Annotated in this window: 11 protein-coding genes; 8 read left to right on the plus strand and 3 right to left on the minus strand. The window is 31.3% G+C overall.

Annotated features, from left to right (window positions below; translation table 11 throughout):
• The first annotated feature begins 1 nt into the window (after window position 1).
• The 4 genes from pgsC to BJG89_RS02550 are packed head-to-tail and all read left to right on the plus strand — an operon-like array spanning window position 2 to window position 3,282.
• The gene (pgsC, locus tag BJG89_RS02535) at window positions 2-454 is read left to right on the plus strand and encodes a poly-gamma-glutamate biosynthesis protein PgsC (RefSeq protein WP_096808398.1); all 453 of its coding nucleotides are present in this window, start codon (window positions 2-4) and stop codon (window positions 452-454) included.
• Window positions 455-468: 14 nt separating this feature from the next.
• Complete coding sequence (locus tag BJG89_RS02540) at window positions 469-1,539, plus strand: CapA family protein (protein WP_096808399.1); 1,071 nt, start codon at window positions 469-471, stop codon at window positions 1,537-1,539.
• Complete coding sequence (locus BJG89_RS14545; protein ID WP_096808400.1) at window positions 1,529-1,687, plus strand: hypothetical protein; 159 nt, start codon at window positions 1,529-1,531, stop codon at window positions 1,685-1,687. Before BJG89_RS02540 ends, BJG89_RS14545 begins: the two co-directional genes overlap by 11 nt.
• A gap of 2 nt (window positions 1,688-1,689) precedes the next feature.
• A complete protein-coding gene (locus BJG89_RS02550; protein WP_096808401.1) occupies window positions 1,690-3,282 on the plus strand; it encodes a gamma-glutamyltransferase in 1,593 nt (530 codons plus the stop codon).
• Window positions 3,283-3,391: 109 nt separating this feature from the next.
• Here BJG89_RS02550 and BJG89_RS02555 read toward each other — a convergent pair whose 3' ends face one another.
• On the minus strand, window positions 3,392-4,480 hold the full coding sequence (locus BJG89_RS02555) for a YkvI family membrane protein (protein ID WP_096808402.1): 1,089 nt from the start codon (window positions 4,478-4,480) through the stop codon (window positions 3,392-3,394).
• Between the two features lie 18 nt (window positions 4,481-4,498).
• Complete coding sequence (locus BJG89_RS02560) at window positions 4,499-5,836, minus strand: aspartate aminotransferase family protein (RefSeq protein WP_096811193.1); 1,338 nt, start codon at window positions 5,834-5,836, stop codon at window positions 4,499-4,501.
• A gap of 752 nt (window positions 5,837-6,588) precedes the next feature.
• On the opposite strand from BJG89_RS02560, the gene BJG89_RS02565 reads away from it, so the two are divergent.
• The 3 genes from BJG89_RS02565 to BJG89_RS02575 are packed head-to-tail and all read left to right on the plus strand — an operon-like array spanning window position 6,589 to window position 9,364.
• Window positions 6,589-7,173: an MptD family putative ECF transporter S component gene (locus tag BJG89_RS02565; protein WP_096808403.1), complete on the plus strand. Its 585-nt coding sequence runs from the start codon at window positions 6,589-6,591 to the stop codon at window positions 7,171-7,173.
• Window position 7,174: 1 nt separating this feature from the next.
• The gene (locus BJG89_RS02570; protein WP_096808404.1) at window positions 7,175-7,894 is read left to right on the plus strand and encodes an energy-coupling factor transporter transmembrane component T; all 720 of its coding nucleotides are present in this window, start codon (window positions 7,175-7,177) and stop codon (window positions 7,892-7,894) included.
• Between the two features lie 9 nt (window positions 7,895-7,903).
• Window positions 7,904-9,364: an ABC transporter ATP-binding protein gene (locus BJG89_RS02575; protein ID WP_096808405.1), complete on the plus strand. Its 1,461-nt coding sequence runs from the start codon at window positions 7,904-7,906 to the stop codon at window positions 9,362-9,364.
• Window positions 9,365-9,476: 112 nt separating this feature from the next.
• On the opposite strand, the gene BJG89_RS02580 is transcribed toward BJG89_RS02575, so the two are convergent.
• Entirely contained in the window at window positions 9,477-11,570 is a 2,094-nt protein-coding gene (locus BJG89_RS02580; protein ID WP_096808406.1) for a helix-turn-helix domain-containing protein, read from the minus strand.
• A 345-nt stretch (window positions 11,571-11,915) separates the two neighbouring features.
• Here BJG89_RS02580 and BJG89_RS02585 point away from each other — a divergent pair, with 345 nt between their 5' ends.
• Window positions 11,916-12,941 carry a LacI family DNA-binding transcriptional regulator gene (locus BJG89_RS02585; protein WP_096808407.1) on the plus strand — a complete coding sequence of 342 codons (1,026 nt, stop codon included), beginning with the start codon at window positions 11,916-11,918 and terminating at the stop codon, window positions 12,939-12,941.
• Window positions 12,942-12,996 lie beyond the last annotated feature (55 nt).

Raw genomic sequence — 12,996 nt, forward strand, 5'->3', positions numbered from 1 at the left:
TATGATAGGTTCAGAGTTATATTTTTCATTATTTGTAGGCATTGTTCTTAGTCTTATCTTTGCCGAAAAATTTGGTATTAGTCCTGCTGGTTTAGTCGTTCCAGGGTATCTAGCACTCATTTTTGATCAACCCATTATGCTACTATCAGTCTTAATCATTAGCTGTATTACATACTTCATTGTTAATCATGGTATAAGTCGCTTCGTTATATTATATGGACGTAGAAAATTCGCTGCTATGATATTAACAGGCATGGTATTAAAATTTGTATTTGATTTAATTTATCCAATAACACCGTTTGAAATGGTTGAAATGTCCGGTATTGGTGTTGTGATTCCTGGTATTATTGCGAACACAATACAAAAGCAAGGCGTCGTTATTACCCTATCCACATGTATGTTACTAACATGTATTACGTACGTTATCTTATTCTTTTATAGCTTTATTAATTAGTAAGGAGCAGAGATATGAAGCAATCCAAACGATTTTCTATAAATGAGCGTGTATTGAAATGGACAAAACGCCATAAAAAAAGAAATTCCATATATACCGGCTTAATATTGCTTGTTGCACTTGTTTTATTAGGATTTGTTTTAAAAAATCAAGATTTTGAACCTGTTAAAGCTATGGAAAAAAATGGAGAAGAAATCAAACTGACATATTTAGGTAACGCGGAATTAAATAAACATATAAGAAAAAATGATTTAAATGATACTTTTAGTTCTATTAAAGACCTTTTACATGGAAGTGATTATTCAACAGCCAGTTTGAAGTTATCGGATTTTTCAGATGATAGAAAAACCAACATTCATAAAAATTTAGAAAATGTAATGTTTTTAAAAGGATTAAATATAAAAAGTTTAAATATTATTAATCAAGTTACTGATAATATTACTGCTAGAGATTTTAGTAGAGCTGTTGAAGCACAAAATGGTTATAATTTTTTAACTGGAAATGGCTCAAATCCAATTAATAGTAAAACGGTACAACAAACAATAAAAGGCAAGAAAATTGCTAATGTATCTTTTACAGATATTGAATCTGACTACGCAGATCCGTTAAAAAATACTACATCCATCAGTTTAGAACCCAATATCTATATACCGATAATAAAAAAATTAAAAGAAAACAATGATTACGTGGTTGTTAATGTAGATTGGGGCATGACAGATGAAAGGTCTGTTACGACAAGACAAAAACAATATGCACATTCTTTAGCAGACGCGGGTGCAGATACTATTATTGGTCATAATACCGTAGTTCAAGAAATTGAAAATTATAAAGACACAAATATTTTTTATAGTTTAGGAAATGTAACTTCAGAAGATTTCTTATCAAAAAATAAACAAGGTTTAGCTGTTCAGCAAAATTGGAATGGTGAGCATTCAAAATTTATGGTAACGCCTATCAAATCAGTAGGCGGTAAGCTAACGAAAGCTACACCGAACAAGATAGAAGAAACCAAATTATTAAATAACATCAAAGGTGAAAACGTCGAACTGAAAAAAGAGAATGGAGGTTATGTATATGAACATTAAAGATCATTGGGTAAGTCTTACAATAATTACAGTCATTCTTATTATCACAATATTAATTGTATTCGCGAGAGCAAACGAAGGTTTAGATCACTATGAACAAAATGAACTTAAAACTTCGCATCATCAGTATTTATCTAAAGGAGCATAACTATGAGTATTTATAATAAAAAAACGCTCATCGTAATACTACTCCTTACTATTATCATTTCTTTTATGTTTTTTTTAGTCACGAAAAAAGATAATTATAATAAAGATGATTTATATGAGAATAAAATCGCTGATCATCAACATGATGCATCAGATAAAAATTACGGTGTTGCTTCAAATAATCCGATTGCTAAACGTGTGGGAGAAAAAATATTGAAAGATGGAGGCAACGCAGTGGATGCCTCTATGGGTGTTTCTTATGCTTTAGCTATTACGGAACCACACTCTTCAGGGCTTGGTGGCGGAGGTGCAATGTTAGCTTATGATGGTCAAGAAAATGTAGCACCGAAACAGTGGCAATACAAGGACATCTCTTCGTTTAATTATAAACAAAAGGACCAAGTTGGCGTGCCAGGTTTCGTTCGAGGTATTGATGATGCGCATAATGAAGCGGGAAAGATGGACAAAAAGAAAGTGATGAATTATGTTATCCCTTTAGCTGAAGAAGGATTTGAAGTAGATTCAGAACTCGAAAGAAGTTTGAAGTTATATGGCTCAGATGTGGATAGAGATTCACCTTTCTTTGATGGCGCACAAACCAAAAGAGAAGGTGATGTTATCAAGCAACCAGCTTTAGCGAAAACCTTAAAAGGTATTAGAGATAACGGGCCAGATTATTTCTATGATAAAGTAGGAAAAAGCGTCTCTAAACAAATGGATAATAAATTAACAGAAAAAGATTTTCAAAGTTATAAAACAGAGAAAAAAGAACCAGTTAGTACACAATATTTAAATAATACGGTTTATGCTGCATCCAATCCTTTAGGAGGTACACTGATGTTACAAGGGTTAAAAATTGATGAAGCAACAAATAGCCAAACAGCATCAAATGACCGGTTAGATTATATTACTGGTATTTTAAAATCTAGAAATTTAATGTATGGAAATAGAGATATTGTCAACGGTCAAGATGAAGACTATGATGAATATCTTTCTCAAGGTTATATTTTAGATAAATTAAACAAAATCAATGTTAGTAGTGATTTCAATACAAATAATGTTGATAATACAAGTACAACGCATTTTGTAGTAGTTGATAAAAACGGAGAAATAGCAAGTACTACCAATACATTAGCGAGTTTCTTTGGTTCAGGTGACTATATGAAAGAAGGGTTTTATATGAATGATTCATTAGGTAACTTCTCTTCTGATCCTGCAAGTCCAAATTATGGTGAGAAGCATAAGCAACCACGGTCATTTACTTCACCTAGCATTATAGTTGGACCGGATTATTACATGGGCATTGGCACACCTGGAGGAAACAAAATACCTACTACATTAAACGAAGTGATTATCGACTATTTACGTGGTGACGGAACATTACAAGAATCGATTGATAAACCACGTTTTTACAACGATAATGGCAAGGTATTTTATGAAAACGCAACAAGTAAACAAGACATAGATATATTTAATAGTTTAGGTTTTGAAACTGAAGAAAAACGTAATGACCCTAACTTTGGTAGCGTCCAAGCTGCAGTTTATAATAAAAATGATAAAACAGTAGAAATCGGTCATGACGTCGGGAATAGATAATATTGCTTTAGGCAATAGATATTAAAATATAAAAAGATGACGTTCTTTTGAGTGATTAGAACGTCATCTTTTTTATGTTTGAATAAAACGACTGCGTGTCATTTGTTAATTATGCTTTTTGTTTTTGAGTAAAATAGTTATATAGTGTACGGACAAAGATGATAACTACAACGATGGCGCCCACGTATCCAACGAATGGGTAAATAATTGAAACGAGTTCTCCAAAAGGTAACGTACCACAAATAATAAATATAATGCCTAGTACAACTGTGACAAGTACACCTAATTTTGAAGGAACTAATTTCATAAATTCATTTTTTACTAACCAATACATAGGTGCAGTTGTAGAATAAATACCTAATAAAATACATACTGAAAACAATAGCGCGATAAACGGTGCAATGGTATTACCTAGATAAAGTACTGGTACTTCTAAATCAAATACATGATTTGAGTGTACGAGTAGCGCGATAATCATCACAATGACCGTTAACATTAATACCGCCCCACCAATAATACCTGTAACGCCAGCTTCCTTTTTACTATTTGATTGTTGGCCAAGTTGTGAGAAGAAAATACTTCCAGCTAAAATGTTATAACAGAAAAAGAGTCCGCCAGATTGCCACCAATGATTGGTTGGTTGTAAGCTTTTTGCGCTTTCAGGTAAATAGAGCATATTAGATAGATTACCGATATTTGAGGAGAAGACAATTAAACAAATACCTATTGTTAAAATGACAATAATTGGGCCAACAGTACCAATAATATCAACTAATTTATTCAACCCTAAAATTACTGTAAGCATTGCTACCACACCCATACCTAAGACGCCAACTAAATTTGGTAAATGAAATTGTTCTGCTACAACGGCGCCTGTGCCAGCAATCATAATAACTACAATGCTAAAAATGAAAACAATTGTAAAATATTCAATAATTGTTCCTACAATGTTACCGCAATAATACTTAAATATTCGACCTGGTTGCTTTAATTGAAGGTCGTAACCCTTCATCATTAATGTTGAACCAAGTAAGCAAAATAGTACTGCACTCACTAAAGCACCCAATATACCGTATACACCAAAAGATGCAAAAAATTGCATGACTTCTTGTCCAGTAGCAAAACCAGAACCAATTAAGTAAGCGATATAAGCACCGCTAAGTTTAATGATATTTGTGATTTTGATTTGTTGTTGCATAGTTGTCCCTCCCATTTATTACCAACCTTGACCAGCAATGTCGTAATCATTTAATTTTCCAGATTCTAAGTCTTCAATGGCAGATTCTAAAATATTTAACGCTGTATCTAGTTCCTCATAAGTTATGACTAAGGGTGGCTGGAAACGGAGTACATTTTCAGCTACTGCAATAATAACAACACCATTATCGAAACAACGGTTACAAATTTTCAGTGCAGCTTCACCATCACGCGTTTTATTTTTTTTATCAGAAACAATATCTATACCAATAGATAATCCTTTACCTCTAACATCCCCAACAGATTCAAATCGTTCTTTCCATTGATCCATACGCTGACGTACATAGGCGCCTTTATCAGTACTGCCTTGCAGCAGATTTTCATCTTCAATCATACTAATTGTGGCTAAAGCAGCTTCACAACTTACTGGGTTTGCACCAGTAGTAAATAAATGCGCAGGGGCATCTAATGTATCCATTATTTCGGCGCGACCGACAATGGCTGACATCGGTAATCCGCCGGCTAAAGATTTACCAAAAGTAATTAAATCGGGCTCGATATTATAATGCGTCACCGAACTCCATTTTCCAGTGCGTCCTAAACCTTGTTGGATATCATCAACAGCCAATAAAATACCGTGAGACTTACATAAATCTTGTAATGCTTCAAAATAGCCTTCAACTGGTTCTAATAATCCACCATCCCCTTGAATCGTTTCAATAACAATACATGCGACTTCTTCAGCAGGTACATATTTTTCAAACATTTCTTTAAGGGGGGCTAAGTATTCTTCCACAGTATTTACATTTGGGCTACCAAACATACCTCTGTATTTATCCGGAAAAGGAATATGATAAAATCCAGGTAACATCGGACCGTATTTTTTTCTCATATTAAGACTGATAGCAGACATGGATAATGAACCATAAGTAGAGCCGTGATAAGCATTAACAAAACTGATGATATAAGGTCTGCCTGTATAGGCGCGAGAAAGTTTTACGATACCATCGTTTGCATCTGAACCAGAAAGTCCAAAAAGTACGCGCTTTTCATAATTTCCTGGAGCAATTTCACAAAGTTTTTTTGAAATTTTTACTAGAGGCTCATGATACATATAAGCAGGTGTGTAGTGAATGAATTTATCTACTTGTGATTTGATCGCTTCTGTTACTTGTTTAGGTGCATGACCGACATTTTGTGAACTAGCACTAGCAAGTAAGTCGATATATGTATTCCCATCAACATCTACTAATGTGGCACCATACCCATGAGAAATAGCTAGTGGATAATATTTTATGCGTCCTGGTTTTGCAAAATATTGACTATCCTGATTGATTAATTGCTCTGATTTTTTCATTTTTTCCATAATTCAAATCCTCCCACGTTTTGTTGCATATCATCTGATTTAAAAGTTGTAAAAACTTAAATAAAAGAATTCACTTGTAGTCCCTTTTTATAAAGTGAATTTGTGTTGTTAAGCATTTTTTATACGTTTGCTTTCATTGTATTTTCTAATAACGATAGAATGCTGATACGTATGAATATACTAAGAAAATTCCGAATTGTAAATATATTCTGAAAATTTAAAGTTGAATAACGCTAAAAATATGTAATATAACACATATAATCTTTGGGGATTAGATTTGTGATAATAGAAAGTGTGTTCAATTTACGTTTGTAGTTATTTTATTTAATGCAAAATTAAGCGCTAGGATGACTTTTGTAAACTGAAATGGATAGTTAGTTTTTAAGGGATTTTTCGTTTATAATAATAAAGAGCATGATTCGTTTACGATACAAAAACGAAATCATGATTATTTTTGAAATTAGAGATAGATGTCTGAATAAAAGTAAGCTTGTATTATACTTTTAAAGCTCTAAGTCTCAATTTAATTTATTAAGTTAGTGACACTTATGCATAAGCCATGGCTCACGTAACTTTTTAACCTAATCTCTTTTTATATAAATAGCATTTAGGTAAGAGATTAGTTCACTGTAATTGATAATTATTTTCAATTATAGTATCTTTAATGTGTAATAGTTTAGCAAATTAGTTACGTTTACGCGTATTAATAATATTTAGTGAATGATGTAAAGAGGGAGTTTCTGATGGAAAATAGTAAGTTAGAAGTTAAGGATTTAATAAATATTGGACTCTTTACGGCAATATATTTCATTTTTATAGCACCTCCAGGCATATTAGGCATTATACCCATCTTCATGTTGTTGCTTCCTGCAATGGTTGGTTTAGTAGGTGGTATACCTATCATGTTGCTTATTTCAAAAGTTCAAAAGTTTGGTGCATTATCTATATGTGGTATTATAGTTAGTTTGATATTAGCTATTATGGGCCATCCTTGGATAGCTTTAGTGTTTAGTGTCCCCGTTATACTGATTTCAGATGGCATAATGGCTTGGGGACATTATAAGAATTGGAAACAAAATTGTTTAGGCTATATTATCTTTTCATTTTGGCCAATTGGTACTTTTATACCATTTTACTTTATGAGAACTTCATATTTATCTTTTATTCAAGAAAAATATGGTGTTGAATATGAGACGACTGTTGCTGGTTTGTTTTCAGTTGAAATGATACCCGTTATTATTATTACCACGGTTATCGGTGCAGTGATTGGAGCTTATATCTCAAAAATGATTTTAAAAAAACATTTCAAACGTACAGGTATGATTTAATATGTATAATCACATAATCCGACAAGACCATTTATTTAACTTAGATCCTAGAATTAAAATTGGCCTCATACTGATGATTTCTCTTGTTGCCTTAACAGGTGGAGTAACAGGTATCGAAGTTTATATAAGATTACTATTAATGTTCATACCACCATTACTACTAATATGTATAAAACAATATACAGTAGGGTTAATTATCTTGTGTTTAACCATCTTAGCTTGGTATGGAGAGGCTTTTGTAATTATTGATCACAATCAAGTTGCAACTTTATTAATTTTTGTACCTTCGGGTATTGTTACACGGTTTTTACCGTCTTTAGCAATGGGATATTATATTTTTAAAACTACACAAATTGAAGTCTTAATAGTAGGCTTGGAATGGTTAAAATTATCTAGAAAGGTGACTATACCCATTGCAGTCTTGTTTAGATTTTTACCAACAATCAAAGAGGAGTCAATTTCCATCAAAGACGCTATGAAAATGAGAGGCATATCATTGAAATTTGCTTTTATAAAACCTATTCAATACGTTGAATACCGCGTGGTTCCATTGTTAAACAGTGTCGTGAAAATTGGTAATGAATTAACGATTGCTTCAATAACACGAGGCTTAAATTTAACACATCAGCGTACATCCATTATTTCACTTAACATACGCTGGTTAGATTGGTTGTTTTTGATGATAACACTGTTACTTTGTACCTTTTATTATGTAGTGTGAGGGTAGAATATGATCCAATTTAAAGATGTATCTTTTAGATACGAAGCAAACGAACAAAATATTTTGAACGATATTAACCTTACTATAGATGATGGAGAGGTTATTTGTTTAACTGGCGCTTCAGGGTGTGGAAAGACGACTGTAACAAGGATGCTTAATGGTATTATACCTCATTTTTATAATGGAGAAATTGACGGCCAAATTTTAATGAATGATAAGGATATACAACTTCAAGATGTATATGGATTAACGCAACAAAGCGGTTCTGTTTTTCAAAACCCAAGATCTCAATTTTTTTGTTTGAATACAACGAGTGAGTTAGCATTTGAACTGGAGAATTATGGCACCCCAGCTAATGAAATTAAACAACGTATTAATCAAAGCGTAAAGCAATTTAATTTAGAACATCTTTTAAACAGAGATATATTTAATTTGTCAGGTGGAGAAAAACAATTGCTTGCTTGTAGTGCGATTCAAGTATATGGACACAAACTGATTATCTTAGATGAACCATCTTCAAACCTGGATTTTAATACAATTTTAAAGTTAAAACAAATGCTTAAAATTTGGAAATCTGAGGGGAAAACCATTGTAATTGCAGAGCACCGTTTACATTATTTAACTGAAATTGTAGATCGCTTTATTGTTATGTCGTATGGATCAATAAAGAAAATATATAATAATCAGCAATTTAATCGTTTATCACATGTACAGTTAACCAATTTAGGTTTACGAATGATTCATTTGCGTCAATTAAAGGCAAAATCTAGCCTCAATAGTAGAAATGGATATTTGAATTTACATCGTTTTTATTTTAAATATAAAAGAAATCAGCCGTTAGCGTTAAATATAGATGATGTTCATATTAGTAAAGGCAAGGTAACAACAATTATTGGTCGAAACGGGTCAGGAAAATCAACATTAGCACGTGGTTTAACTGGGGTTGAGAAAAAATTTAAAGGCACAGTGGATTACAATCAAGTAACGTTAAAACCGCGTCATAGACTGTCAAATGTATATATGGTATTTCAAGATGTTAACAATCAATTATTTGCTGAAAGTGTAGAAGAAGAGTTGAAGTTAAGTAACTCAACATTAGATGATGAGATGATTAGACGATGCCTTAGAAATTATAGTATCTCGGAACATTTACAAAGACATCCGTTATCATTATCAGGTGGAGAAAAACAACGCTTAGCAATAGCTAGTGCAGTTGAAACTAAACGAGAAATATTAGTTTTCGACGAACCTTCAAGTGGGTTAGACGGCCACCATATGAGAGAGATGAGTAAAATTATCAATCGTCTGGCATATGAAGGGCACACAGTGTTAGTTATCACACACGACTACGAAATGTTACTGTCTTGCACAGATGAAATTTTACATTTAGAAGATGGAAAAGTTAAAGCACAATATGAAATTAATAACGATACTATAGAGAAATTACAAACATTTTTTAATATAATATAAACATTTTGAATAAGTTTAAAAACATACGCTTGTGGTTGTTATATAAGCGAGATAGAAATCATAACTTTTTATTTGATTTCTATCTCGTTTTTTTATTGTCTATTTTGTATGATTAAACGTTTGGGAACATAATGTATTGGATTTCTGATGTATTCATTCTGATAGTTAACGGATCATGATGACAATGCATGCTTAGTTTAGAAAGTGGATGATTTGATTTGTTAATTTGTTCTAGTATTTTTGGGTCAATATAACTTAAATCAAGATTATTTGGTATTAAATGAGAAATGATACCATGGTTTTGGTTGAGAATACGCGTATAAACAGGAAAGTCACTGATAAAGTTATGCATAATATTTGCTACTAAATAGGATTTTTCTGTAGAAGAAAAAAGTTGATTATATAACAATACATGCGTATGATATTTTGATTTACCTATAATGCCATTTTTAAATTTGACTATATTCAGATTTAAAAATGGTTTCAACAGACTTAAAATGTGTACAAGCGGCATAGTACTATGAGTACGATTAACAAACATAAATTGATCATCATCTTCAGAAAAATATGGAAAAGCAAAGCCTTTGATGGAAGATTGAAATTCAATTAAAGAATGGAGTAATAGAATATGTGATGATGGTGACATGTTATTATAATAATGCTTTAGTGTTTTATGAGTTATACAACCTAATATAATTTTATTAGCCAACGTGGGATGTATGCGTCTTAAAAACAATGTGACTACTTGATGTATATCAAAATCATTTTTTGAATTAATCCATTTTGTTGAAATGATGTTACCTAATGTTAACCAATCCATATCGATGAAATAAAAATCTGCTTTTAGGGCGCTCATGCGTTGCGAAAGTTTGGATAAAATGCCTCCATTTTCAATTAAACGATCAATATTTACGCCACACTCGATGCTCGGAAATTGGTGCTTAAATTTTTGAATCAAGCTTTGAGTTTGTAATAGTGTATGTTGATTAGTGACAAAGAGCAAACTGACGTGTGAGAGGCTATCATTAACAGTTGATAATGAATCCAGTATTTTAATGATTTGATAATCAATAGTCTGAGATAATGATGAATTATCAACTTTCAATGTTATATCATAACCTTGATTAGTTAACCGTTTTAGGACATTAAATACTTTTTGATACTCTAGTTTGTTTAAATGATCGAAACCAGTATGAATAATTATTAAATTTGGATTTGGAATCAGTGCTTTAATCTTATATTGGAGATCGTACTGATTGAAAGATAGCAGCATATGCCAATCTTCAATTTTTATAAAAGTGTGCATCATATTAAATTTTTCATTGTATTTAAGTTTATCTAAAATAATACGGTTAGATGAGATATATTGTTGATGGGAAAGATGATGTAATTCAGTAATAGTTTGAGATAAATTCGGCGTTTTTAATGAAACTTGATAAGGTTCGTTAAAACGATTCTTTCTAAACTGGTAAATATAGTGTTTAGGTGGTACATTGACATAAGTTTTAAAATTTTTAGAATATGTACTAACATTTGTAAAACTATATTTCATTGCAACATCGTAAATGCTTTGTTCTTCTTTTAGTAAATCATGTAATGATAATGCAATCTTAAGTGAACTTGTATATTGCTTAAAATTCATATTTAATATTTTAGAAAATAATATGGAGATGTAGGACTGTGAAATATAAAAAACATTGGAAACTTGTTTTGTAGATAAAGACGCATCAATATGTTTATGTACATATTGGGTTAAGCGTTGAACTAAAGGGTGTTTTGTATATAAGTATGGCAAATATGGATGTTTTAAATTAACTCTTGCTTCTTTTAGTAAAAAATCAATAATATTTGATATATAAATATTCATAACAGCTTTATCTTGAATATTATCATGTAATTTTTGCAATACTAAATTTCTAAATTGCTCTGCATATTTAATTTGTTTAAAGTCAAAAAATGCGTTAGCAATGGTTTTGTCTTTTTCTACAAATAAAGGTAATGGAATTTTGAGTTCTACAAGATTTTCAACATCAATGTATTGATATAAGTCTGCATTGTTAATAATACATCCGTTATTTATAGTTATTACGGTCCCATTTAAATTTATTTTGCATACTTTATTTATAGGAATTAAAATAATAATCTCATTTATACATCGCTCTAATTCAGTTGTATAATGATTCCTAATAGACAGAGAACTAATCAAAAATATCACCTTTACTTTATTATGTGAGACTCACATTAAATTATTAACGTTATTGTACAATTGACACTGAAAAAATAGTTGAGTCAAAAGGGAAGATTATTATAGTGATAGTTTGAATTAATAATTCGTACTTTAAGAATTTACAAAAAATGAAAAAAGTTAATTTTGATTAATAAAAAGACCTGATGAATTAAAAATAGTGTTAATTGGTCACAAACTAATAAAAATTAAGATGAAATTAAAAAGTTTTATGATAACGCTTGCAAAAATTAACATAAGTATTTACAATAAATCGTGTTGACATAAATAAGTCAAATTATTACTTATACGTTTAAGGTGAGTGTCATGGCAAACAATAAACCTACGCTACATGATGTAGCAAAAGTTGCTGACGTATCTATTGCAACAGTTTCAAATGTATTAAATAACAAAAGTACCGAACTAGGTATAAAGACAAAACAAAAAGTGCTAGACGCGATTGAAAAGTTAAATTATGAACCCAACCATTTTGCAAGAAGTTTAAAAACGGGCCAATCTAACCTGATTGTTTTTATTGTACCTGATCAAAATCCTTTTTTTACAGAAATCCTGACAGAATTAAACAACGAATGTCAAAAACATCATTTACATGTAGCTGTCGTTTCATCAGAAGAAAATGAACTCAAACAACAAGCATTAATTGAAACTTTTATAGGTCAAAATGTAAGCGCTATTATTTTAGTTCCTGTGAAATCTCGATTGAATCTAAAAAAAGAGTGGCATCAAACCCCTATCTTGACTATAGATAGGAAAATATATGGAGAAGCATTACCATCTATAAGTGTTGATAATGAAAAAGCAGCTTTTAATGCAACACAAAGGATAGTTGATAGCACGTCTGAAAATATAGGTTTGCTACTAGCTAATCCCGATATTAGCACAACGTCAGAAAGAAAAAGAGGGTATGAACTAGCTTTAGCTAAAAATAACATTACAATAGATCAACAACTTATTTATTATAGTAATCAACAATTAGGTACAGATGCGCAAATTGATAGTGGTTACCACGCAACAAGAGCGCTGATTTATCAGGGCGTTCGAGCTATAGTAGCAACGAACCATTTATTGTTGTTGGGTGCTTTACAAGCTATAAAAGAAAGCGGAAAGAAAATAACCGAAGATATTATCATTGTTGGCTTTGATGATAGTTATTGGAATGAAATTTACACGCCGAAACTATCTGTAATTTCACAACCAACAAAAGAAATAGGGCGTGTCGCTGGGGAAATGATTCATAATCTTATTCAAGGTAAAGCGGTTGCTTCAGTTGAACTGTCTACAAAATTATTAATTCGCGAATCTTGTTCTTTTGTTTCAGATAAATCATTTTGACTAAAAAGAAGATACTTGCAATATTATTACCTGTAGTTGGCGACTGAACCTTATA

Origin of the sequence: Staphylococcus nepalensis, assembly GCF_002442935.1 — a bacterium.
GTDB classification, from domain to species: Bacteria; Bacillota; Bacilli; order Staphylococcales; family Staphylococcaceae; genus Staphylococcus; species Staphylococcus nepalensis.